This window comes from Paenarthrobacter sp. TE3676 (genome assembly GCF_056279165.1).
This window is the reverse complement of the sequence record NZ_JBWBQU010000006.1, coordinates 155,233-178,370: the sequence shown is the minus strand read 5'-3', so window position 1 is coordinate 178,370 and position 23,138 is coordinate 155,233. Positions and strand designations below refer to the sequence as shown.

Here is a 23,138-nt window from a genome sequence, read left to right as displayed (position 1 = left end):
CGGCATGGCAGAACAACCACGCAATACAGGAGCGCACGTTGTCTACAGCGAGCTGAAGCGCCAGATCCTCAGCCTCGAACTTAAGCCAGGTGCGCGCATCTACGAACCCGCCATGGCCACAGCCCTGCAGGTCAGCCGTACCCCACTGAGGGAAGCTATCCGCCGCCTGATTTCCGAGAGCCTGCTGGAACAGCAAGCCACCGGAGGAGTCCTGGTTCCCGCGCTGGATGAGAAGGTGATTTCTGAGCTGTACGATGTTCGCGCAGCGTTGGAATCCCTGATGGCACGTGAGGCCTGCGCCAACGCCACCGCGGCGGACCTTGAGGAACTGCGCGGCATCCTGGCCCGCAACGCCGCGATGGTGGAGTTTGCCGACGAAGCCATGAAATACGGGGTTGCCCTGCACGCTGCGATCGCCAGGATTGCGCGGAACTCCTGGGCCCAGCGCTTCCATGAGCAGATCGCCAGCCAGGTTGAACGCTACCGATACTTCACCAACAACGCTCCCGAACGCCGTGACGAAGCGCTCGCCAATCACCGGCTCTTGGTCGAAGCCATCGTTTCCAAGGATGCGGATAAGGCAGCCAAGGTCGCCTTCGATCATGTCATTGGCGCACGTGATGAGACCTTGCGCGTCATCTCGAGCACTGGCCTCGTGGTCGAATGATCGGCGAACTCGGACGGCGTTCGTCCACCGCACTCCTGGTCCACTCGGCCCTCATCCAGGCTGTCACCTTCCTGGTCCGGCCAGCCACCACGTACCGCGCCCTGGAGCTGGATGTTCCTGGGTTCGCCCTCGGCCTTCTTGCCGCGAGCTACGCTGTGTTTCCCCTACTGCTCGCCCTGCCCATCGGCGGACTGGTGGACCGCCTTGGTGAGCGTCGCCTCATGGCGATCGGGGCCGCCGTCGTGCTGGGTTGTTCCGCCTTTCTGTTGTTCTGGGGGACGTCAGTCCCCGCGCTGGTGGCGGGCACAGCGCTTCTGGGCGCAGGGCAGTTGGCATGCGTGGTGGGGCAGCAGGCTGTGGTTGCGAACAATGCGGCGTCAACGCGTCTGGACTCCGCTTTCGGTTATCTGACCTTCGCAGCCTCTCTGGGCCAGGCTCTTGGACCGTTGGCCATATCCGTGGTTGGCGGTGCGTCTGTTCGCCCGAACACCAACGCGATCTTCCTGCTCGCGACGGCGATGAGCCTGGTGCTCTTCCTGACCACGTTCGTGATTTCCTCGAAGGTCAGCCGAGGGAGGCGCACTGCCAAGGGAGGGCCAAAGGGCAGTGCGGCCGCCCTTCTTAGGACTCCCGGCGTCGTCCGGGCGTTGGCCACCAGTGCTACTGTCCTGGCAGTGGTGGACCTGACCGTCGTGTACCTGCCGGCACTCGGCGCCGAACGTGGCCTGACCGCGGCCACCGTGGGTCTGATGCTGACGGTTCGCGCCGTGTTTTCCATGGTCTCCCGGCTTGGGCTGGGCAGCATGTCCCGCAAACTTGGCAGGATGAAACTGCTGGTCCTCAGCTTGGCCATTTCCACGGTATCGCTGGGGGTGGCCGCGATTCCCATGCCCGCGTGGTTGCTCTTCATCGTCATGGCATTCCTCGGTTTGGGGCTCGGAATCGGCCAACCATTGACCATGTCCTGGCTCTCAGCCCAAGCGCCCGAAGGCCAACGCGGCCGTGCGCTCGCCTTGCGGTTGGCGGGTAACAGGGTGGGCCAAGTGGTCCTGCCCAGCGCGATAGGCGTCGTGGCGGTAGGACTCGGTGCGGCGGGAGTGTTCCTGGCATCCGCAGTAGCCGTGGGTGGAACCATGTTGTTGCTGCGTGGTGTGCGGCTGGACGACTAGCTGTACTGAGCTGAGAAGCTCGCGGCTTACACGCCCCGACCGTGCACGGGTCTGGCGTTCGCAGGGGGTTCTCCGACCTCGTGGATAGTATGGCAGCCGCAAGCCGTTTTGGTTATGCTGGCCCGATCGATGCGCGACACGATGAACCATCTCATGGCGTCGCGGAGTCGACACCAGCCAACCAAGTACCACTGGCCGTTCGTTGAGGCGAACAGCACGGGTTCGACGTCGCGGATGGTCGTGCTCCCGTCCTTCGATGTGTAGCGGATGCGGATTACCCGCTGCTCGGACATCGCCTGCTCCAGAGCCGACCTGATGGTGCGCGAGGATGGGGGACCCGCATTAACCCAGACACGGCCAGCAAGCTCGTCAGCTCTTGCTCGGGTCTTGGGATCGAGGACATCTACGATCTTCCGGATCCCGGCTGCTGCCAGATCGGCATAGGGGGCGTCGGGTGCAGCAGACACGGCTGCCATGAGCGCTACGGCCTGCGTTGGGGACAGGCTTACGGGCGGCAGGGAAGCGCCAGCGGCCAACCCGTAGCCACCGCCCGGCCCTGGGCGCGACCATACGGGGGCACCGCTGCTCTCCAACGCATCCAGGTCCCTCTTGACTGTGCGCACGGACACTTCGAACTCTCTCGCCAGCCGCTCGGCGGAGACCCCCCGCGTTCCGCTACGGCGAAGCATTTCGGACAGAGCATGCAGGCGTTCTGTTCGCTTCACCGTTCAGGTCGCTCTAAATTCATGACATAAATAGTGACACACACTTGTCCTTGACGCCTGCGAGGGTAGTGATATGACAACAACTACAAGCAGTCCGGACATCATCCTCATCGCCGGCCACTGGCTGGGCGCCTGGGCGTGGGATGAAGTCCTTGAACATCTGGAAACCGACCACTCCCGTGCAGTTGCGGTGACGCTCCCTGGTCTCGACGGGGACGATCCTCAACGGGCGACGAAGACCCTCGACGATCAAGCTGCAGCCATTCTGGACATCTTTGCCGGACTCGGTACTTCCGAAGATCAGCCCGCGACAATCGTCGCTCACAGTGGGGCCAACGCCCCTGTCAGCCTTGTCCTTGACCGACACCCTGAGCTTGTTCATCTGGTGGTGTGGGTCGACTCCGGCCCCCTTGCAACAGGGAGCGTCTTCGCCCCTGATCTCCCGGAAGGGTTGGAGGAGCTCCCGCTGCCGTCCCTCGAAGTCCTGGCACAGCAGGCCAGCCTCGAAGGTTTGAGCACAGAGGTCCTCGAGCGTTTTCGTGCCCGGGCCGTCCCTGAGCCTGGCCCCGTGCTTCGTCAGCCCGTCGAGCTCATGAACGATGCCCGCCGCAAGGTCCGGACCACCTTGGTGTGCTGCTCCATCCCTGGCGCGCAGGTGCTGGAGTTGGCCCACACAGGCCATGCCATGTTTGCTGAAGTCGCGAACATTGAGCATCTCGAGGTCATTGACCTCCCCACGGGACATTGGCCCATGTGGAGCCGCCCCCGCGACCTCGCCAAGGTCATCCAGACAGCTGCCTCACGAGCCAACTGAACCAGTGCAGGCTGTTCGGGGAGGTCACTCCGCGAACAGCGCCGCCAGGTCGTCCGCCGTCAACGAGCCACCGGCCAGCGCGTCTCCCTCCATCACATCCGCGAAGAGCTGCGACTTCTTGGCCTTCAACGCCATGACCTTCTCTTCTATGGTGTCCTTCGCCACCAGGCGGTAAACCATCACATTCCTGGCCTGCCCGATGCGGTGCGTTCGGTCCACGGCCTGAGCTTCTGATGCCGGGTTCCACCAGGGATCCAGCAGGAACACGTAATCGGCCTCGGTCAGGTTGAGCCCGAAACCACCTGCCTTCAACGAAATCAGGAACACCGGAGCGGCACCGTTCTTGAACTCGCTGACCACATCGCCGCGGTTGCGGGTGCTGCCATCGAGATAACAATACTCAACGCCCTCGGCATCCAAACGCTCCCGAACCTTGCCCAGGAAGCCTGTGAACTGGCTGAAAATCAGTGCCCGGTGGCCCTCGGAGATGAGGTCCTCCAGCTGCTCAAAAAGCACGTCCAGCTTGGATGACCGCACCCCGGACAGCGATGAATCCACCAACGACGCATCCAAGCTGAGCTGACGCAGCAACGTCAACGACTGGAAGATCGTGAAGCGGTTCTTGTTGACGTCATCGATCAACCCAAGGATTTTTTGCCGCTCACGTTGCAGGTGCGTCTGGTAAACCTTCTGGTGCCGCGGGTTCAGCACCACTTCCAGGATTTGCTCCTGCTTGGGCGGCAGATCCTTGATGACCTGCTCTTTGGTGCGGCGCATCATGAGCGGACGCACACGACGCCGGAGCTTGCCCAGCTGCGCGGAGTCACCGTTCTTTTCGACCGGCTTTTGGTAGTTCTCGGCGAACCGTTTGGGGCTCGGGAACAGTCCCGGCGCCACGATCGATGTCAGCGCCCAGAACTCCATGAGGTTGTTCTCAAGTGGCGTGCCCGTGATGGCCAGCTTGAAACGGGCCGGCAGTTTGCGTGCACATTGGTACGCCTTGGACTGGTGGTTCTTGACGAACTGCGCCTCATCCAGCATCAGCCCTGCCCATTGGAAGGAGGCGTAGGCATCGTAATCAATCCGGAACAGGGCATAGGAAGTAATAACGACGTCGGCGCCCGCCAACGCTTCGGATGGTGCCATGCCGCTTTTGGCAAAGGTTTCACCGACGGTCCGCACCACGAGCCCCGGCGCAAAGCGCTGCGCTTCAGCAGCCCAGTTGCTCACAACACTCGTGGGCGCGACAACCAGGAAAGGAGCCCGGGGCGCCACCTCGGAGGCATCACCCTGGGCGGCGGCAGCAGTCGAAGCAGCCAGGTCCTTCGCCGCGCAAATCAGCGCGATCGCCTGCACGGTCTTACCCAGGCCCATGTCGTCAGCCAGGACGCCGCCGAGGCTGTGCTTGTAGAGGAAGCTGAGCCAGTTGAAACCCTCGAGCTGATACGGACGCAGCTCGGCGTTAAGGCCTGCCGGCAGTGGCAGCCCGGTCACGCCGTCGTCGAGCAGTCCACCAACTGCTTCACGCCACGCGGCGGCCTGTTCATCCACGATTCCCAGTTGCGCCAGCTCGTCCCAGAGCCCGGCCTGGAAGCGGCTGATCTGCAGGGTGCCGTCCTTGTTGTCCGGGTTGTCCTGCAGGGAGCGGGCTTCGTCGATCAGGGCGCGGAGCTGGTGCAGCTCGGGAAGATCAAGCGAGAAGTAGGCGCCGCTGGGCAGCAGCATGCGGCTCATTCCGGCAGCAAGCGCGGAGAACACAGCCGCGAAGGAGACCGGTTCGCCTTCGAGAGTGATCACGATGCCGAGGTCGAACCAGTCGCCGCTCGCCGTTTCCTTCGTGGAAATGGACACCACCGGCGCTTCGGCGGCTTCGCGGTAGTCGGCGATGTCGCCGGAGGTTTCAACCACGACGTCCGGCAGGTCCTTGAGCGCGGGCAGCACCTCCTCGGTGAACGCCAGTGTGTCCAAGCCGCCGAGCTCAGCGGAGGCAGCAATGCGGGGTGCACCCCAGCCACCCGTTGCCGATTCGGCCAGCGCAGGGACCACATCCCACGGCCGCCCAAGTGACTCCAGAATGCGTGCTTCTTCAAGGTCGTCGCGATAGCCCCGGTCATCCGGGTGCCGCCACAACGGCTGTGCGGTGACCAAGGTCCCGGACTTGTAGTGCCACTCCCAATGCAGCCGGACCTTGTGGTCGTTGCCGTAATTGGCCAGCAGGGACAGTGTGGGGACGGCCAGTGTGGGCAGCTCCACCGATTCATCCGCGGCCTGCACCGGCGTGGACTGCCGCAACTTCGGATAGAACGAGGTCAGGAACCGGCTCTCATCCTCGGCCGGGATCTGAAGTGTGTTGCCATCCATGACGAATTCCAGCAACTCATCGCTGATACCGCCCTCAATCGGGGCAAGCGTGATGAGGTTCTTCTGCTGCGGCACCCCCGGCAGCGTTTCCCCGGAGTGCGTGAAGAAGATTCCGTTGGCCGGTTTGCCCAGGAACCCCACGGACCCCGGATCCACGGGTTCCCCGCCCAAGGTCACCGACGGCGCGAGCTGCAGGCCGCCGTCGGGCGCTTCCTGCTTTGCGGTGTCCGGAGCGGCTTCAAGTCGCGCCAAGCTGAGGCCGACGACGGCGGGTTGCGACTCGACGCGGACAGGCTCGCTACCAGCGGAGTGAATGAGCGGAATACCGGCCTTGGTGGCATCGGCGAGGAGGGTCCAGAGGTTCTTGGCCGCGAAATCGTTCAGGCTCAACCACATGGCACCGGACGGTTGCTGCCGGCCGTTGCTGGAGCCGTGTGCCGCGAGGAAAGTCTGAAGCCACTCGACGTGGACCTCATTGAATTCACGCCGGAAACTGACGTAGCTCAGGTTGTTCCACGAGACGTCGCCGCGGATCCACTTGCCCTTGGCGCCCATCATGACCGGGCGGGCCTTGAGTTGGCGGACGCTGCGCATGGGGTCGCGGCGGCCTGTGTAGGAGAAGTGGGCCGCGGGCTCTTCCACCTCGAACTGAAGCGCAAGCGGGATACCGGCAGCGCTCGGAGCTGTGCCAGGTTTGGCGATCAACCTGTTGAGGGCTTGTTCCCACGCAGGACGTGCCGAGCCGCCCTGTTGGCCGGAGCCCACCCTCGACGTTTGAATTCCGGGAGCCTGGGAAAGAAGTTGGGCGCGGATGGTGGGGTGGTCTTCGGCAGTAAAGAGCAACGCGGCCACGTGCTTGCAGTCCTTGCGGACCGGGCAGCTGCAGATACCCACCGTGCAGCTCCAGCCGCTGGGTTTACGCACCAGTTTTGCCGACGTCGAATAAGGCTGCGGACCGGTGCCGCGGACCTTGCCCATCAGGAGGCCCGTAGCCGCGTCGAAAGAAATCCCGTTCACGCGGCTGCCCATGGCATAGGCCAATCCGGCCGCGAGCGAGCGGTCCGTGATGGCAGGAGTCTGAATGGCCAGTTCCCAGTTTTCGTCTGTGTGGGACGGCATGCGTAGGGCTACTTTCGGCAGGAGGTTATCTGTTCAATCTTAGTCAGCAGAAAACAGCTCCCAAACTTCGCCCTCCGTTAACCTCTTCCTCGATTGCCACGCCGCTCCCACGCGTACGTTGAAAGTGTCCGGAGCACCATCAGCTTTCAGCAGTGAGGATTCCCCATGACTACCAACGAGTACCCCGTCGTCCTGAGCAAGACCAGCTTCGAAGCCGGCAGTGCGGATGTAGTGGATTCCAACGTCAACGTGGTGAACGAGATGTACGCGGAGCTCCTCAACAGTGACGAAATCGCGACCCCTGCGCTCAACAGCTACTTTGTGGACTTCTACCTGACCCAGGCACTGTCCGGCGGTTTCGCCCAGTACGTCTTCACCGCACCGGAGCGTGAAGAAGTGGACGCCTACATCCGCGCCGGGCTCGAGGGCATGGGAGCTACCCGGCACCTTGACCTCTTCAACCGCACCGCCGCGGCCTTCGACGCCCTAACCGAAGATGAAGCCGAGGCCTACCTCGACGGCGACCTGGACGAGTCCGAAACGCAGCCTGCAGCTGTGGTTACCTTGGACGAGCTCGACGGCGAGTTCGAGGCACTGCTGGAAGAAGAGGACATCATCGAGCTCAACGCTGCCTACCTCCGCGGCCAGTCCGAACTGCTGGCTCTTTCGGATGAAGAAATCGAAGCGCACATTGCCGAACGCGTCGCCCAGATCCCGGACCTCGCCGAGCGCCAGGCCGAAGCCGACGAAGAAGCCCTCGCCAACGCCCCCGAGTTCGAGGTCATCATCCGCGAACTGTGCGACGTGGCCGGCTACGCCTTGGAAAAGATCACCATGGGCGATCCCAACTACCAGCACGACGGCGTGAAGACCCTCGCCTGGCACTTCTCCACCGACCACGGCGACTACATCATGGTGGAAGATGACGACGAGGCCTTCATGATTCACCCGGAGACCAAGGAGATTGTCGCGGCCGTAGAGTTCGAGGAGTCCGAGGAATTCGCCGACGCGTAAGCCTTGCTCCCGCCGAGATCGCCGGAACGCAGCCAGTTCGCCGTAGCGTTCCGGCGATTTCGCCGCGTTCCGGCGGTTTGGCTGCCGCCCGTGAGTAGACTCGACCGGTGCGTGCGTATTGGGAGCTGGCCAAGTCATCGTTCCGACGCCATTCCACGTACCGTACTGCCGCCGTCGCCGGCGCTTTCACCAACTCGGTCTTCGGACTCATCCGGGCGTCGCTGCTGCTGAGCGCCATTACGACGGCGGGCGGGGCCATCGGCGGATACTCGGCGATGGAGGCCGCCACCTATGTGTGGTTGGGTCAGGCGCTCCTGGCACCTTTGGGCCTGTTCGGCAACACTGAGCTGGCAAGCCGCGTGAAGTCGGGGGACGTCGCCGTCGACCTTTCCCGGTCCGTCAACCTGACCGCGTCCTACTGGGCTCAAGACCTAGGCCGCGCCGCCTTCGACGTGCTGCCGCGCGGGTTACCGCCGCTCATCGTCGGAGCCCTGGTGACAGGGCTGGCGATGCCCGGAAGTCCCGGGCCCTACCTGCTGGGATTCGTGTCGATCGTGGCTGCCGTATCCCTGAACTTTCTGGGCTTCTTCGCCATCAATCTGTTGTCCTTCTGGGTGCTCGAAATCCGCGGTTTCTGGATGCTGTACATGGTCCTGATGAACCTGCTGTCCGGGTTCCTGGTGCCCGTGACCTGGTTTCCTGACTGGCTGCTCGACTTCGCCCGGGCAACGCCGTTCCCGTCAATGCTGCAGACCCCGGTGGACATTCTCGCGGGAAGGACCGTTGGCGCCGAAAGCCTTGCCATGGTGGGTCTCCAACTTCTCTGGCTGGCCGTGCTGCTGGGGGTCGTGCAGGTGATGGTCCGCTTCGGTTCGCGGAGGCTGGTGGTGCAAGGTGGCTAGTCCGCGCGCGACCTCTCGGCGAAAAACCCCGGACCCTCACGCCCCGGTCACTCACTTGGTCCTCCTCAGACTCCTTGTCTCCGCCCGGCTGCGCTCGCAGCTCGCCTACCGGGGCAGTTTCCTCTCCGACGTCGCCGGGCAAGTCCTGCTGGGATTGACTGAGTTCGTGGAGCTCTACGCGATCGTCCACAACGTCTCCACGTTCGGGGGTATGACCCTGGCCCAAACGCTCCTGGTATTCGGGCTCGCCTCGGTGTCGTTCGCACTCGGTGACCTGTTGATGGGGGAGACCGATTCCATGTCCGAGACCATCAGGTCCGGCAAGTTGGAGGTACTGCTGGTCCGGCCTTTGCCTGTCCTGCTCCAATTGGCGACCTCCGATTTCCAACTGAGACGCGTCGGGCGGCTGATCTTCGCAGTGGCTGCGCTTATTGCAGCTCTCCTGCTCACGGAAATCGACTGGGACCCTGCCAAGGTCACGTTGGCCCTCATCACACCCCTTGCGGGGGCGGCGATCTTCTGCGCACTCTTCCTTGGCGCTGGAGCCATGCAATTCTGGATCCTCGACGGCAGGCAATTCGCCAATGCTTTCACCTACGGCGGCCGGTATGTGGCCTCCATGCCCGGAGCGGCGCTGTTCTTCCCGATCCAAATCTTCTTCACGTTCGTCATCCCGGCAACGTTGGTGGCCTACGCTCCCAGCCTGGTCATCCTCGACCTCGACGGCCCAGCCGGTATCCCGGCCTGGACGGGTTGGCTGGGACTGCCGGCCGCCGTCGTCCTTAGCGGACTCATGCTGCTCCTCTGGCGGGCGGCCATCAAAAAATACACCGGCGCAGGAGGTTGACATGCCCATCATCGAAGTGGATAACCTGAGCCGGGAATTCCAAGTCATGGAATCCGTCGGGCGGTTCCGGCGACGCAAGAAGACAGTTCACGCGGTCCGTGGGATCGACTTCACAGTGGAACCGGGGGAGGCCGTCGGCTACATCGGAGCCAACGGGGCAGGCAAGTCCACCACCATCAAGATGCTGACGGGTGTCCTGGTGCCAAGCTCGGGACGCGTGACCGTCTGCGGGTTCAACCCGGTGCCTCAGCGTAAAGCGTTGGCCCGGAAGATCGGCGTCGTGTTCGGACAGCGCTCGCAGCTTTGGTGGGACCTCCCCCTGCAGGACTCTTACCCGATCCTCGGCGCCATGCATCGCATGCCCGAGGCCGACTGGCGGCCCAGGTTCCGTGAGCTGGCCGATCAGGTGGACCTGGGGGAGTTCCTCACCACGCCTGTACGGCAACTTTCCTTGGGCCAGCGGATGCGGGGCGAGGTCGCGGCTGCCCTGCTGCACCGGCCGGAGCTGGTGATCCTGGACGAGCCAACCATTGGCCTGGACATGATCAGCAAAGAGAAACTGCGTCAGTTCCTGGACGCTGAGCGCCGCGAGAACGGCACCACGCTGCTGCTGACCACGCACGACATGAGCGACATCCAGCGTTTATGCCAGCGCGTCCTGGTAGTCGACGACGGCGCAATCGCCTACGACGGTCCGCTCACGGGTTTGGCTGAGGTGGCCGGAGCCGTGCGAACCATGGTGGTTGACCTCACCGCCCCCGTGCACTCCGCTGCTCTCTTTACGCTGCCTGACGGCGCAGTGCACGAGGGCATTGAGGCCGATGGAATCAGGCACAGCGTTTCCTTCGATCCGCGCAGGCTCTCAGCGGCCACCGTGCTTGCCGCGATTTCCAGCACAGCCGAGGTTGCCGACCTGTCCTTGCACGAGCCCGATATCGAGCACCTGGTGCGACAGCTCTACGGGAGTGCGAGGCGGTAGTTGAATTGCACGAGTTCGCTGGAACCTTGTGTGCTCGCCCGGAACCTTTCGGCGATACGGCAGGTTTCCCACGAACCCGGCGCGCTGGGCTTGCAGTCTAGCTGTTCTGGTCCAGCGCCTTGGCGAGGTACCCGAGTAGCTCGTCGTCGACGTCGTCGATGGATTTCAGCCGCACCCGGCGGTCGAAGAAGTCTCCCTCCCGAACCTTCACGGCCTCAAGCCTGCCCTCGGCTGGAGCGTCCAAACGCAGGGCGATATCAACGGTGGTGTTGTTGGTCCGGGTGACTTGGGCAAACTTCCGCCGAGGGCTGTGAAGCGAAACATAGCCCTTGCGCATCTGGATCACTACGCCGTCGGTCTCAGCGGACCATGCCATCAGAGCGTCGGCTATGGGGCGCAACTGGGGGTGGTTGGCGTATTGGCCGTCGATGAGTTCATCGGCGTCCCGGAGCATGAACTCGGGGTAGCCGAACATTTCCCACGAGACTGCGTATTGCGCGTAGCCCGTGATTCCGTGTTCGTCGCGCATCCAGTCGCGGAGCCCGGCGTCGTTCTTCAAGCCCTTGGCTCGGCCCTCTTCGGCCCACCAATGGACGTCGTGTCCGGACTTGCGCAGAAGCAACGCCTGGTTGCTGTCCACCATGGTTTGCCATGTCTTGGCTGCGGCCTTGAAGTCAGAAGTCTCGCCCATATCCCGATCGTAGCCCGGCGCTGTTTCTGACTTCGCTGGAAACGTGCGCCTTCGCGGGCAAACTTTCGGCGTATTCGCAACGTTCCCGCGGCCTCGGCGCTCGGATTTCCACATAGCGCCGCGCACCTCTTTAGCGACTGTATGTTTGGTTGCCATGCTGAGCCGATGGAGCCGCCGTCATCGCGTGAAAGCACCGCCCCGATAGTCCGCCCGCTTCCCGTGCGTGGGTATATCTGGAGGACCGATGAATTACTCCGATTCGGTCTCAACAGTCGAAATATCAAGGCGCTTGTGGAGGCCGGTGAACTGCATCGCTTGAGATATGGCTGCTATATCAGGGCTAGCAAGTGGAACTCCTTGGGGCCGAGGAGGCAGGCCAGAGAGCGGATCGTGGCACATGCGCATGAGACACTGACCACCTCAACAGGTGGTTTCGTTTACAGCCATTTGTCGGCGGCACGACTCCATGGTCTCTTCGTGTGGGGTGTTGATGACAAGGTTCATGTCCTGCACCAATCCAGGCCTTCCTCCGACCGTTGGGGCAGGGATGTCCGGGGACACACAGAAACTTTCACCGAGGACGATGTGGTGCAGGTTCAGGGTTTGCGGGCGACCACACTCGAACGCACCATCTTTGACAGTGCCAGGATGCTTAGCTATCCCAAAGCACTTGTGATTATGGACCATGGTTTACGAGTCGGAGCCGATATCAGCGCACTTGCCGACATGGCAGCCGTCTCCTCCGGAAAGCGGGGAATCCGCACGCTGCGCAAGGCTTTGGACAACGCAGACCCGCGCTCCGAGTCTGCCGGCGAGACGCTGACCCGTGAGTTGATGCAAAGGCTCAGAATCAGGCCCCCACAGCCCCAATTCGAGGTGCAGTCCCGTTTGGGTCGCCATCGCATGGATTTCGCTTGGGAAGCGGAAAAACTGGCTCTGGAGTTCGACGGTCGAACCAAATACTTCGACTTCAAACCGACGGACGAGGTCATCTTTCAAGAACGACGGCGGGAAAAGGCACTGGCAGAGGAGGGCTGGCGGTTTATCCGAATCGAGTGGAAGGACCTTTTTCAAGAGCGCACCTTCAAGGAACGCATCCTTCGGGCGCTCAGGTGATCAGTCCGGACTGCGAGTTCATGGGAACCCTGCCTGTTCGCGAGGAACCTTTCGGCGACATGGCAGGCTTCCCGCGATCTCGGTGCCACGCGTCAGTAGCCCGAACCCGCAGCGCCTTTGATCATCTCCCCGGCTGGGCTCACCAAGTACCAGACGCCGCCCACGCCCTGACCAGTCACGTCGCCGGGAACTTTGTCCTTGGCGTAGTAGTACAGGGGCATGCCGTTGAGTGTTACTTGCTTCTTGCCGTCAGGCGTCGCAATGGTTCCCATAGTCCCGGTGACGCCTTCAACCGTGGGCGTATCCGACGTCGTGGTGAAAACAGGCCAAGCTTCCAGGCAAGCGTCCACGCAAGCGCTGGTTCCCGAGTCCTTGACGTCTTTGGTGAAGAAGTAAAGGCTCATGCCCTTGCTGTCCACCACGATCTGCCCGGCGCTGGATGATGACACTTTCATTTCGGCCCCAGCTGCGGTGGTGGCGTCCACTGTCGGGGACGCGGAGGTTGCTGCCGAAGAGGGAGTAGCCGCGGGAGGTGGTGTGGAGGTAGCGGTGGTTCCAGGACTTCCGCCACACCCGGCCAAGGCAGCGGTCAGGATCAACACACCGAATCCAAAACTGAGTCGTTTCTTCATGTCTAGCTCCTTTGACGAGCCGGCCGGAAAGGACCGGCGCTAACCCCTACGACGCCGCCGGGGGAAGAATGGTTCAAGGGTCTGAACCTTTTCCATTCGCGCGTCGTCGTATAGGCGAAGGGGCAGCTGAAAGAGGGAGGTGGCTATGCCGTTGGATGAAGAGGTGGTGGCAGCGATCTACCGCGACCATGGCACGGCTCTGAAGCGCTTCGTTCTCAGCTGCACGTCCGACGCCCATCAAGCGGACGACGTCGTTCAGGAAACCATCCTCAAGGTATGGCAGCACGCCCCGCAGATCACGGGAAGTTTGCGCAGCTACCTTTTCCGGACGGCCCGCAACGTCATCATCGACAACTACAGGAAGGCACAGCGCCGCCCTGCCGAGGCCGGCGAGCAGGACCTCCCGGACCATCCTGCAACGGAGCGCGTTGATGAACTCCTGAACAGGGTCCTCATGGAGGAAGCGCTGCTACGCCTGAGTCACGAACACCGCCAGGTTTTGGTGGCCCTCCACTATCAAAGGTTCACCGTTAGCGAGGCAGCACTGCAGCTGAACATCCCGGCGGGAACCGTGAAATCCCGGGCTTTCTACGCTGTGAAAGCCCTCCGAACGATCCTTGATGAAATGGGGGTGGAACGATGAACGGCAACTCCGCACACCAGTCGCTGGGCGCCTACTTGCTGGGTGGGCTCGAGCCCGAGGAGGCACGCACGTTTGAGGATCACCTCGCCAAATGCGCTGAGTGCCGCCACGAGTTGGAACAACTGGAAAGCCTGCCCGCCTTGCTCGACGCCGTTCCCGCAGCTGACGCCGTCGCCCTCACCGTTGCTGGCGGCGCGAACGCGCTCTCACCATTGGAACCGAAACCTGAGGCGCTCCCCGAGAAGGTCTTAGTGGACCTGTCGATCCGCAGGCGGAAATCACGACGGCGGTGGGCGGCTTTGATGGGCGCGGTTGCTGCTGCTTGCCTTGCTGTTGGCTTCCTCGCCGGGCCCCTGCTGAACCAGCCCACGAAACCGGACGCAAGCTATTCGGTTCAGTCGGAAAGCGGATTGCAGTTGACCGTGGGCATGGTGAAGAAGAACTGGGGTACCGAACTCGCTGTGGAGGGCCGGTCCATGCCGCTGGAAGGCACGCTCTACCTGTGGGTGAAAGGCCGGGATGGTGCCGAAGAACGCACGTGCGGATGGACGGCCACTCAGAGCGGCCGGATCAAGATCACGGGTGCCACGCCCGTGCAGTTGGCCGGCATCGCCGGTGTTGAGCTTCGTGATGAAGCAGAGAAGACCGTGGCCTCGATTTCGGTGCCGTGAACCTTAGCGGTCCGTGACCCCTGAGCCCTGGGCACGCAGTTCCGCAATCAGGGCCTGGTCTTCGCAAGCCCGGGCGAACGCCTCAATGCGACGCTCAATCTCCCGGCCCAGGAGCCAGGTTCCGATCCTCTCGGCCAACGGCTTCACCAGGGCCGGGCGGCAGGAAAAGGTGTACTTCCAGACTGCCCGGGTGCCGCCGTCGTCCGGGGTGAACCGCCAGCCGCCGCCGAAATTCTCGAAGAACCAAGGCCCGGACACCATGGTCATACCCACGTTTCGTGGAGGCGTGTACGAGACGTACTCACTGACCATTTTCAGGCCCATGCGGGAGACAGTCCGGGTCCTGACGCCCTTGCCAGCCGATTTGGCCCCATCCAGAAAGGCTTGGGCGGAGATGAACGGATCCCATTTAAGCCTGAAATCACCCGTGGTCTGGGAGAGGGCAAAAGCGGTCTCGGGATCCAGCCGAATCAGCCGCTCGGCGCGTACCTGCGGCATTAGGATCCCTGCCCTGCGCCGAGTACCAGGAACACCATGAAGGCAACACCAAAGACGTTGACCGCCATGATCGCCAGCCCGATGATCCCTGTGATACGTCCCGCGTTCATGCGCCCGGCGCGGAATACGGCGATCAACCCACTGACTACAGCCACAATAGCCAAAAGGACCGCGACTCCCGCCAGGATGAGTGCACCGAACCACCAAGCGTCGTTGCCCTGGTTGTAGCGGCTTATCGACGAGGCGACAGCCGCAATGCCCAAGGGAATGCTCACTACGGCCGCGACGGGGGAGAGGACAGCGGCGACGATGCTCGTTATGCCGGCGCCCAGGCCCCGCGTGCCGGACCGTTGTGGTTGCTGGTAGTAGTCGATCGGCGGCTGATAGCTCATGGTTCCCCCATAGTCCGTTGGCTAAAGCTTGCGGTACGTGAGGTCAAAGATCATGCGCCCGGCCTCGTGGGCTTTGTTTTCAAAGCTTGTCCGGATTCTGCCATCGAACCGGGGAGCCCAGCCGCCTTCTTCATCAACGCCCTCGTTCGGACCGGTGTGCTCGGTGCTGACCGGCGCGCGGCCTTCCCGGACGGGCGCACCACCCACAACAGACTCGACGCCGGACTGCCAGACCTGCGTCAGCGGGCTCTCCTCGCCGCTGCGCTCCCCTTCGTGCATGTTCTCGAACTCTGTGGACCCGGCCAGCACTTCGCGGACGTGCACGGCATAGTTGGACCAGTCCGTGGCGATGCGCCAGTAACCGCCCTTTGCGAGAGCCTTGGCAGCTACTGAAGCGAAGGCAGGTTGAATAAGGCGTCGCTTGTGGTGCCGTGCCTTGTGCCAGGGATCCGGGAAGAACACCCAAAGCTCGCTGACCGACCCCTCCGGGAGCATCGACTCGAGAACCTCTGGGGCGTTGGCTTCCACCACCCGCACGTTGGTCAGCCCACGGCTGTTGATCTTGATGATGGTGTTGGCCAAACCAGGTGTGTAGACCTCAACCGCAAGGAAGTCCTTGTCCGGGTTCTGCTCCGCGGCATGGACCACAGCGTCACCCAGGCCCGAACCGATCTCCACAATCAGGGGTGCCTTGCGCCCAAAGACAGCCTCGGCATCGAAGGTGTAGTCCGGGTGCACCGAGGTGTTGGCAACATGGCGCGGCACCTGAATGGCCCAGCGTTCTGCGTGCTCTTCCCATGCGGCTTGCCTGCGGCCCTGCAGTCGGGTGCCACGGCGCACAAAACTGACTGGCCGACCACCGTAGGTACCGAAGGAAGCCTGGCTGCCGGGCGTGACTGGTCGCGGGGAATCTGGGGTTTCACTCATCCTTTCCAGAATACTTTGGTTGGGCGGGGTCGTTCGGCGAACCTGATCGAGTACGGTAGCGGGGCCCTCTTAGAAGAGGAACAGGTAAGGACTCGTTATCAATACCCAAAGGCCGATCGAGACCTCCAGTGCGACAACAGCCAAGCCGGACATGCCCATAAACCATGCCTTCGTGTGGCGTCCGCCGGGTGAGCGGCCTCTGGCCAAAACCATCGACGATATGCCCAGTATTAGTGCCACAAATCCGCATGTGCACGGGAGGCTCCACACAACGGCAGGCACGACCCAAGCTAACCTGCCGGATGATGTGCCTGACCTCGTAAGAAGCACTGCAAGCAGAGAGAAGGGAATGGGCACGTACCAGCACAACGGCGCAGCCAAAGAAAACACGACGCTTGCAATTCCTGTATTCATTCCCGGTGGCTGGGCCGGGGGAACGAGCACGTAACCCAGGCTGGGCTCATGACTCTCCATGGTGGTGGGTAAAGGATCAGGCTCTTTGTCCATGCCCTCAACGTTATGGATCGCCAACCGACACAGGCAGGGGTGATCAGCCCTATGTGGATAACTGCACTGGCGGTCGTCGACTGGTCACATCCTGCCCAACAAGCCCGGATCAGGACCGACTGACAGAATAGGACGGGTGACCTCCTCCAAGACGCCCGGCTACCGAGAGAAAACCGTTCTTCCCGATATTGCGGTGGACGCCGAGATTGATGATGAACCAGCCGCGGACCCCACTCAGCTCCGCGGCAAGCGGGGCCTCGTCTACTTAGGCATCTGCCTGGTGCTGATCGGCCTGAATCTGCGGACGGTCTTCTCCAGTTTTTCCGCCGTGCTTCCGGAAATTACGTCCGACGCCGGCCTGCCGGGCTGGTCGCTGGTCGTCCTCACCACGGTGCCGGTTACCTTGTTGGGCGTTTTCGCGCCCCTTGCTCCGGTCCTCGCCCGCAGGTTCGGCGCGGAACGTGTGCTGCTGGGCGCCATGGCTGTCCTCACCGTAGGGCTGGTGCTCAGGCCCCTGGAGATCCCCGGAATGGGCCACCTGCCCGCCCTTCTGGCCGGAACGGCGGCCTGCGGTGCTGCCATCGCACTGTGCAACGTCCTCCTTCCGGGCGTCGTCAAGCGGGATTTCCCACACCGCCTTGGCCTGATGGGTGGGCTCTACACCACGGCGATCTGCGCTTCGGCGGCACTGGGCGCGGGCTTCACGTATCCGGTCTTTACGGCAACCGGCCACTGGACATCGGCGCTGTGGTTCTGGGCGGTGCCCGCCGCCGTCGTACTTTTGCTCTTCCTGCCGTTGGCAATCCGTCAGCCCTCGGTAAAACACCAAGCAGTTCACGGCGGCGTGAACATGTGGCGTTCAGCCGTGGCGTGGCAGGTGACTCTGTTCATGGTGCTGCAGGCAATGATGTCGTTCAGTGTGTTCGCTTGGATGGCCCCGATCCTGCGCGACCGGGGGATCGACGGCGGAACGGCGGGGCTGATCGTGTCCGTGTCTATCGTGCTTCAGATGCTCGGCTCGCTGTTTGCCCCTGCCCTGGCCACGCGCTTCGAGGACCAGCGAATCATCAACATGGTGGTGGCCCTGATGACCGGCGGCGGTTTTGCCCTCACCATCTTTGGCCCCACCGAGCTGATCTGGGTCTGGACCGGGCTCAACGGGCTGGGCCAGGGTTCGCTGACTGCCGTGGCCCTCACGATGATCATGGTCCGTACCCGCGACGCCCACACCGCGGCACACCTGTCCGGCATGATGCAGGGCGTCGGCTATGGAGTGGGTTCGATCGGCACACTGATGGTAGGCCAGCTCCATCAGGCTACGGGCGGCTTCGCAGCGGCTGGAATCCTGTTCCTGGTGGTCGGTTCCCTGGCAGCATTCTTCGGATACCGGGCCGGCCGGGACCGCTTCGTTTAAACCCAACTAGGTGACAGCACACGTCGCAATGAGGGCTCATTGGAACATGTGCTGTCACCTAGTTGGGGAGGAGAGGCTAGACGGTGAGGTCTTTGCCCTTCGTCTCCGGGATGGAGAAGGCGAACGCGATGCCCACCAGCAGCAGGATCACTGCGTATACGTTGAACAACTGGGCCTGCCCGACGCTGCCGAGCCACGTCTGCAGGTACGGAGCCGTGCCACCAAAGGCAGCGACGCAGATGGAGTACGGAACACCCACGCCAATGGTGCGAATGTGGGTCGGGAACAGCTCGGCGTAGACCGCCGGGACGATCGCGGCGCTACCGGCGATGAAGAACAGCATCACGGACATGGACACGGCGAGCTGCCACGGTGAGTCCTTGAGCAGCCACGTCATGGGGAAGTGCAGGAGCGCGGCGCCCGCGGCCGAACTGATGATCACAGGCTTGCGGCCGATGCGGTCGGACAGCTTGCCCCAGAACGGCAGCGCGGCGATGAACACCACGTTGGCCACCACGCCGGCCCAGAGCGCCTCTCCGCGGTCCATCTTCAGCGAGGTCGCGGCGTAGCTCGGAGCCACGACACCCCAGATGTAGTACACAACCGTCAGGCCCACGGTGAGGCCGATAACCTGCAGGGCTTGCTTGCGGTACTTCACGATCTGCGGCCAGATGGGCAGGCGCTTCTCAGTGGGCGCCTCGGCCTCGAATGCTTCGGTTTCCTTCATCTTGGCCCGCATGAACAGTGCGTAGATCCCCAGTGCGCCGCCGATGAGGAACGGGATGCGCCAACCCCACGAGCTCATGTCTTCCTTGCTCAGGGTTGCCGTGAGGATTGCACCCAGCAGCGTACCGGCCAGGATTCCCGCGGTGCCGGAGGTGTAGATGAGGGTCGCCCAAAAGCCGCGGTGTTCCTTGGGTGCCATCTCGGACAAATACGTTTGCGACGACGGCAGCTCACCACCGTGCGCCAGGCCCTGGATGAGGCGGGCGATCAGGAGCATCACCGAAGCGAAGGCGCCAACAGCTGCAAACGTTGGGGCGATGCCGATGAGGAGGCTACCGACGGCTCCCAGGGCAACAGCCACCGTCATGGAGGTCTTGCGGCCGATCCGGTCGCCGATCCAGCCGAACACGAAGCCGCCAAACGGACGGGCAACGAAGCCGACGGCGAAGATCGCCAAGGTGGACAGCACTGCTGATGTGGGATCGGCCTGGCTGAACAAGGCGCTCGCGATAAACGGCGAGAACGTGGCGTAGATGGCCCAGTCGTACCATTCAACGGCGTTGCCGATGCCGGTGCCAACAAGCGTGCGCATGTGCGACTTGTGGACTTTGACGTCGGGGGACGTTCCTACGGTGGTGGTCATGTGCTTCTCCAAGATCAGGCGGGCCGGGAGTTAGTTGCCGGCGAGGGCGGCGATACGGGACACGGCGAGTTCGGCGTACAGCGCGGCACCGTCGGTGAGGACACCGTCGTCGAACATTGCGTAGGGCGAGTGGTTGAATGGCGACGTCGTGTGGTCGGCGCCGGGGGCAACTGCGCTGAGTCCCACGAAGGTGCCGGGGACTTCGGCCAGGACCCGGGAGAAGTCCTCGGAACCGCTCAGGGGAGTGGCCATGCGGGTGTGCCGGGACTCGCCGAACATTCCGGCGATGACCTTCTCCGCAGTGGTGGTCTCGTTCTCATCATTGATGGTGAGGGGGTATTCCTCTTGGTAATGCACGTCCGCCTCCAAGCCGTGGGCTGCAGCGATGCCATGAAGCAGCCTGGGTACTGCTTCCATCATCTTCCGACGGGACTCCTCGGAGAAGGTCCTGATGGTGGCTTCGATACGGGCGGTCTCGGGGATGACGTTGCGCTTGGTTCCGGCGTGCAGGACGCCAACTGTGAGGACCACGGGATCGAACATGTTGAACTGGCGCGTGACCATCACCTGAAGTGCCGTGACCATCTCGGCAGCTGCAGTGACGGGGTCTTTGGCGGAGTAGGGAGCGGAGCCGTGGCCGCCCGCGCCCAACACAGTGACGACAAGGCCGTCGGAGGAACTGAGCATGACGCCCGGCTTGGTGACGAACTGGCCATGCGGTTCAAGGGAGGAGAACACGTGCATACCGTAGGCAGTGTCTGCGCGACGACCGGCCGCGTCCAGGACGCCTTCCTTGATCATGTAACTCGCGCCGTCGAAGCCCTCTTCGCCGGGCTGGAACATGAGGATGACGTCGCCCGGCAACTGGTCGCGCCGCTCGGCCAGCAGGGTGGCGGCGCCGGCCAGCATGGAGGTGTGCAGGTCATGGCCACAGGCGTGCATGGCTCCATCCACGCGGGAGGTGTAGTCCACGCCCGTAGTCTCCTGCACAGGAAGTCCATCCATGTCGGCACGCAGCAACACCACGGGCTTCTCAGCCGAAGCGTGAGCCGCACCACCGCGCAGAACCGCGGTGACCGACGTCGTTTCCTTGCCAAGGGTGATCTCGTAAGGCAGCCCATCCAGCGCCTGGAGTACCTTCTCCTGCGTGCGGGGGAGCTGCAGGCCGATCTCCGGTTCGCGATGGAGGTCGTGGCGGAGGCGGACGATGTCCTCCTGCAGTTCCTTGGCGTCGGCGGCGATGGTCATGTGTGCTCCTGGTCTTCCTAGGTGACGTGTTCCTCATGCCATTCTGGGGTGACGTGATTCACATGATGCTAAACAACTGTAAATATGCACCGACCAGTGCTTTCAAGCAGGAATCATGCACGCTTCTGCAAGAATGGGCTCATGGAGCTCAGCGAGGAAGACCTGCGCCTGGTCAACGCCCTTCAGATATCGCCACGGATCAGCTGGTCCGACGCCGGAGAAGTCCTGGGCGTCCACGCCACCACGCTGGCATCCCGATGGGAACGCCTGAGGGGAGCCGGTGCAGCATGGACCACCGCACACCTCATGGGCGACCCCAAGGATATGTGCCTGGCCATGGTGGATATCGACTGCGAAATGCACCTTAGGCCGGATGTCACCTCCGCAGTCGCCCGACTTCCCGAGGTCATCACGGTAGAAGAGGCTGCCAGCAATCGCGACCTCACGCTCACTGTGATCACGCAGGACCTGGGGCTGTTCAGCACACGGGTGTTGCCGAAACTCAAGGAGATCAGAGGGCTCACCAAGTACCACACAGCCCTCTGCACTCGGATTCACACCAGCGGATATGCGTGGCGGCTCAACGTCCTCACCAAGGCAGAGCAGCAGGCACTCAAGGCGCTCGCCGGACCTGAATCGGCAAGCCCGTCAGCCCACGACGCCATGGTGCTCCCGCTACCGGAGAGTCATCTGGCGATCATCCCGTTCCTCGCCCGCGACGGCCGTGCCACAGCCGCCGAAATTGCCCGCGCCTTGGGCCGAAACCCCGCCACGGTCCAGCGGCAATTGGGCAGGGTCCTGAGCAGCCGGATGTTGTCGTTCCGCTGCGAAATCGCCCAACAATTCTCCGGCTTCCCCATCACGGTCCAATGGTTCGCAAACGTTCCCGCAGGTGAGCACGAAGCCGCAGCCACAGAGTTGCGGGCCATCAGGAACATCCGCTTCTCCGCGTCCACCACAGGCCGCACCAACTTCACTATGATCATGTGGTTGCGCTCGCTGGCGGACGTCATGGAAATGGAGCTCACCATCCAGCAGCGGATCCCGGGCGTCCAACTGGTGGAGAGTGTGGTCATGCTGAACACGGCCAAACGCGTGGGTTGGATGCTCAATCCGGACTCCACCGCCACAGGAACAGTGGTGCCGCCCTACGGAGAGCTGCTGCCAGCCGGTATTTAGGGCGTGCAGGTTTCTAGGCGTGCTTGGTTGCCCTCAGGACCGTGTCCAGGGTGGTGCCGGACTCGCCGTCGGGTCCCGTGACACTACGCGCCCGGTCTGTCAGGACGTTGACGAACCACGGCTCGCGGTCCAGCCTCAGGGCACCTGCCAGTTGCTCCGGCGTGAAGAACATTCCGGACTCATGATGATGGCTCCACGACGGGAGCCCATGCGGGTGATGGCCCACCACCAGCAACGTGCCGCCGGGTGCGACGGCTGCCGCGGCTGATGCCACCGAATCCCGCCACGGCAGGAGGGGAGAGTGCAGGAACTGGGCCGAGACCAGATCGAAGACGGGCTCAGGCTCCCATTCCGTGAGGTCCTGTTGCTGCCACGTGATCCGCTCGCTGACGTCGCTTTCTGCTGCATGCGCGGCTGCACGTTCAAGCGCGACGGCGGACACGTCCATTGCGGTAACCGTCCAGCCTTGCGCCGCGAGCCAGATAGCGTCAGCGCCCTCCCCGCAGCCGAGGTCGAGGGCTCTTCCGGGTTTGATGCCTGCAACTTCCGCCACCAGCTGCGGATTCGGGTTTCCGCTCCACACCTTGGGACGCTCCCGGTACATGCCGTCCCACATGTCCACGGCATTGTCGGCGTCCTCGTGGAGGTTCAGTCCGCTCTGCTGAGCCCCTTCGTGGGTGTGTTGACCGTGTTGGTGAGTGGCGGCGTCGTGCGTGTGTTCAGTCATTACCCAAGCGTGCCGCGACGCCGCGTTGAAAGGCAATGGCTGTTGCTATTCCGGCAAAGTCCAGCGTTGTGCGCCGGCGCCCGAGGCTCCGAGTTCGTCCGAAGGGTTCTGCAGCGTACAGGATTTCAGGCTGAGGCAGCCGCACCCGATGCACCCGTCGAGGTCGTTGCGCAGATGCTGCAGAGCGGCGATCCGTTCGTCCAGTTCCTTGCGCCACCGCAACGACAACCTGGACCAATCGCGTTTGGTGGGCGTGCGGCCATCGGGAAGGGATTCCAACGCCTCACGGATGTCTTTCAGGGGCAGGCCCACCCGTTGGGAGGTCTTGATGAACGCGACCCGCCGCAGTGTGTCCCGCCGGTAACGCCGCTGGTTGCCGGCCGTTCGCTCCGCCTCGATGAGCCCGTTCCGTTCGTAGAAATGAAGGGCCGACGCCGACACTCCACTCCGTTCGGACAGCTCACCAATGGTGAGTGGCCGGTGCGTTTCGACTGGCGGCATGGCGTTCTTCCGTGACTGGGGTGGTG

The 23,138-nt window shown here is 62.9% G+C and carries 23 protein-coding genes; 12 read left to right on the top strand and 11 right to left on the bottom strand.

Annotated elements, in window-relative coordinates:
- Positions 1–4: 4 nt before the first annotated feature.
- Positions 5–667, top strand: a complete 663-nt coding sequence (locus tag ACZ881_RS15545) for a GntR family transcriptional regulator (RefSeq protein WP_474661425.1) — start codon at positions 5–7, stop codon at positions 665–667.
- Positions 664–1,836, top strand: a complete 1,173-nt coding sequence (locus tag ACZ881_RS15540) for an MFS transporter (protein WP_476116759.1) — start codon at positions 664–666, stop codon at positions 1,834–1,836. Before ACZ881_RS15545 ends, ACZ881_RS15540 begins: the two co-directional genes overlap by 4 nt.
- A gap of 26 nt (positions 1,837–1,862) precedes the next feature.
- Here ACZ881_RS15540 and ACZ881_RS15535 read toward each other — a convergent pair whose 3' ends face one another.
- Positions 1,863–2,561 carry a helix-turn-helix transcriptional regulator gene (locus tag ACZ881_RS15535; protein ID WP_476116757.1) on the bottom strand — a complete coding sequence of 233 codons (699 nt, stop codon included), beginning with the start codon at positions 2,559–2,561 and terminating at the stop codon, positions 1,863–1,865.
- 73 nt (positions 2,562–2,634) lie between these two features.
- Between ACZ881_RS15535 and ACZ881_RS15530 the strand changes: the two genes are divergently transcribed.
- Complete coding sequence (locus ACZ881_RS15530) at positions 2,635–3,375, top strand: alpha/beta fold hydrolase (protein ID WP_476116755.1); 741 nt, start codon at positions 2,635–2,637, stop codon at positions 3,373–3,375.
- Between the two features lie 24 nt (positions 3,376–3,399).
- Here the strand turns inward: ACZ881_RS15530 and ACZ881_RS15525 are convergent, their stop codons facing one another.
- The gene (locus ACZ881_RS15525) at positions 3,400–6,855 is read right to left on the bottom strand and encodes a DEAD/DEAH box helicase (RefSeq protein ID WP_476116753.1); all 3,456 of its coding nucleotides are present in this window, start codon (positions 6,853–6,855) and stop codon (positions 3,400–3,402) included.
- A gap of 165 nt (positions 6,856–7,020) precedes the next feature.
- Between ACZ881_RS15525 and ACZ881_RS15520 the strand changes: the two genes are divergently transcribed.
- The 4 genes from ACZ881_RS15520 (at position 7,021) to ACZ881_RS15505 (ending at position 10,597) form a co-directional block, all read left to right on the top strand.
- Positions 7,021–7,869, top strand: a complete 849-nt coding sequence (locus tag ACZ881_RS15520) for a DMP19 family protein (protein WP_476116751.1) — start codon at positions 7,021–7,023, stop codon at positions 7,867–7,869.
- Between the two features lie 107 nt (positions 7,870–7,976).
- Positions 7,977–8,771, top strand: coding sequence for an ABC transporter permease (locus tag ACZ881_RS15515; RefSeq protein ID WP_091470063.1), 795 nt, complete (start codon positions 7,977–7,979; stop codon positions 8,769–8,771).
- 55 nt (positions 8,772–8,826) lie between these two features.
- Positions 8,827–9,618, top strand: coding sequence for an ABC transporter permease (locus tag ACZ881_RS15510; RefSeq protein WP_476116749.1), 792 nt, complete (start codon positions 8,827–8,829; stop codon positions 9,616–9,618).
- Position 9,619: 1 nt separating this feature from the next.
- On the top strand, positions 9,620–10,597 hold the full coding sequence (locus ACZ881_RS15505; RefSeq protein ID WP_476116747.1) for an ABC transporter ATP-binding protein: 978 nt from the start codon (positions 9,620–9,622) through the stop codon (positions 10,595–10,597).
- A 97-nt stretch (positions 10,598–10,694) separates the two neighbouring features.
- On the opposite strand, the gene ACZ881_RS15500 is transcribed toward ACZ881_RS15505, so the two are convergent.
- The gene (locus tag ACZ881_RS15500) at positions 10,695–11,288 is read right to left on the bottom strand and encodes a DUF5655 domain-containing protein (RefSeq protein ID WP_454811840.1); all 594 of its coding nucleotides are present in this window, start codon (positions 11,286–11,288) and stop codon (positions 10,695–10,697) included.
- 165 nt (positions 11,289–11,453) lie between these two features.
- Here ACZ881_RS15500 and ACZ881_RS15495 point away from each other — a divergent pair, with 165 nt between their 5' ends.
- A complete protein-coding gene (locus ACZ881_RS15495; RefSeq protein WP_476116744.1) occupies positions 11,454–12,404 on the top strand; it encodes a type IV toxin-antitoxin system AbiEi family antitoxin domain-containing protein in 951 nt (316 codons plus the stop codon).
- Positions 12,405–12,496: 92 nt separating this feature from the next.
- Here the strand turns inward: ACZ881_RS15495 and ACZ881_RS15490 are convergent, their stop codons facing one another.
- On the bottom strand, positions 12,497–13,036 hold the full coding sequence (locus tag ACZ881_RS15490; protein ID WP_476116742.1) for a COG4315 family predicted lipoprotein: 540 nt from the start codon (positions 13,034–13,036) through the stop codon (positions 12,497–12,499).
- Between the two features lie 145 nt (positions 13,037–13,181).
- On the opposite strand from ACZ881_RS15490, the gene ACZ881_RS15485 reads away from it, so the two are divergent.
- Positions 13,182–13,679, top strand: a complete 498-nt coding sequence (locus ACZ881_RS15485; RefSeq protein WP_476116740.1) for a sigma-70 family RNA polymerase sigma factor — start codon at positions 13,182–13,184, stop codon at positions 13,677–13,679.
- On the top strand, positions 13,676–14,350 hold the full coding sequence (locus tag ACZ881_RS15480; RefSeq protein WP_476116738.1) for an anti-sigma factor family protein: 675 nt from the start codon (positions 13,676–13,678) through the stop codon (positions 14,348–14,350). Before ACZ881_RS15485 ends, ACZ881_RS15480 begins: the two co-directional genes overlap by 4 nt.
- Before the next feature lie 3 nt (positions 14,351–14,353).
- Here ACZ881_RS15480 and ACZ881_RS15475 read toward each other — a convergent pair whose 3' ends face one another.
- From ACZ881_RS15475 to trmB, 3 genes are read right to left on the bottom strand one after another with little or no spacing between them, the layout of a single operon-like run.
- Positions 14,354–14,848: a type II toxin-antitoxin system RatA family toxin gene (locus ACZ881_RS15475; protein ID WP_091470080.1), complete on the bottom strand. Its 495-nt coding sequence runs from the start codon at positions 14,846–14,848 to the stop codon at positions 14,354–14,356.
- The gene (locus tag ACZ881_RS15470) at positions 14,848–15,240 is read right to left on the bottom strand and encodes a hypothetical protein (protein WP_476116735.1); all 393 of its coding nucleotides are present in this window, start codon (positions 15,238–15,240) and stop codon (positions 14,848–14,850) included. Before ACZ881_RS15470 ends, ACZ881_RS15475 begins: the two co-directional genes overlap by 1 nt.
- A 21-nt stretch (positions 15,241–15,261) precedes the next feature.
- Positions 15,262–16,167 carry a tRNA (guanosine(46)-N7)-methyltransferase TrmB gene (gene trmB, locus ACZ881_RS15465; protein WP_364309079.1) on the bottom strand — a complete coding sequence of 302 codons (906 nt, stop codon included), beginning with the start codon at positions 16,165–16,167 and terminating at the stop codon, positions 15,262–15,264.
- A 643-nt stretch (positions 16,168–16,810) separates the two neighbouring features.
- On the opposite strand from trmB, the gene ACZ881_RS15460 reads away from it, so the two are divergent.
- On the top strand, positions 16,811–18,088 hold the full coding sequence (locus ACZ881_RS15460; protein ID WP_476116732.1) for a CynX/NimT family MFS transporter: 1,278 nt from the start codon (positions 16,811–16,813) through the stop codon (positions 18,086–18,088).
- Between the two features lie 76 nt (positions 18,089–18,164).
- Here ACZ881_RS15460 and ACZ881_RS15455 read toward each other — a convergent pair whose 3' ends face one another.
- Positions 18,165–19,457, bottom strand: a complete 1,293-nt coding sequence (locus ACZ881_RS15455) for an MFS transporter (protein ID WP_476116730.1) — start codon at positions 19,455–19,457, stop codon at positions 18,165–18,167.
- Positions 19,458–19,487: 30 nt separating this feature from the next.
- Positions 19,488–20,705 carry a M20 metallopeptidase family protein gene (locus ACZ881_RS15450; protein ID WP_476116728.1) on the bottom strand — a complete coding sequence of 406 codons (1,218 nt, stop codon included), beginning with the start codon at positions 20,703–20,705 and terminating at the stop codon, positions 19,488–19,490.
- A gap of 141 nt (positions 20,706–20,846) precedes the next feature.
- Between ACZ881_RS15450 and ACZ881_RS15445 the strand changes: the two genes are divergently transcribed.
- Positions 20,847–21,884, top strand: a complete 1,038-nt coding sequence (locus ACZ881_RS15445; RefSeq protein ID WP_476116726.1) for an Lrp/AsnC family transcriptional regulator — start codon at positions 20,847–20,849, stop codon at positions 21,882–21,884.
- A 13-nt stretch (positions 21,885–21,897) separates the two neighbouring features.
- Here ACZ881_RS15445 and ACZ881_RS15440 read toward each other — a convergent pair whose 3' ends face one another.
- The gene (locus tag ACZ881_RS15440) at positions 21,898–22,611 is read right to left on the bottom strand and encodes an SAM-dependent methyltransferase (RefSeq protein WP_370629192.1); all 714 of its coding nucleotides are present in this window, start codon (positions 22,609–22,611) and stop codon (positions 21,898–21,900) included.
- A 45-nt stretch (positions 22,612–22,656) separates the two neighbouring features.
- Positions 22,657–23,112: a redox-sensitive transcriptional activator SoxR gene (gene soxR / locus ACZ881_RS15435; RefSeq protein WP_026005695.1), complete on the bottom strand. Its 456-nt coding sequence runs from the start codon at positions 23,110–23,112 to the stop codon at positions 22,657–22,659.
- Positions 23,113–23,138 lie beyond the last annotated feature (26 nt).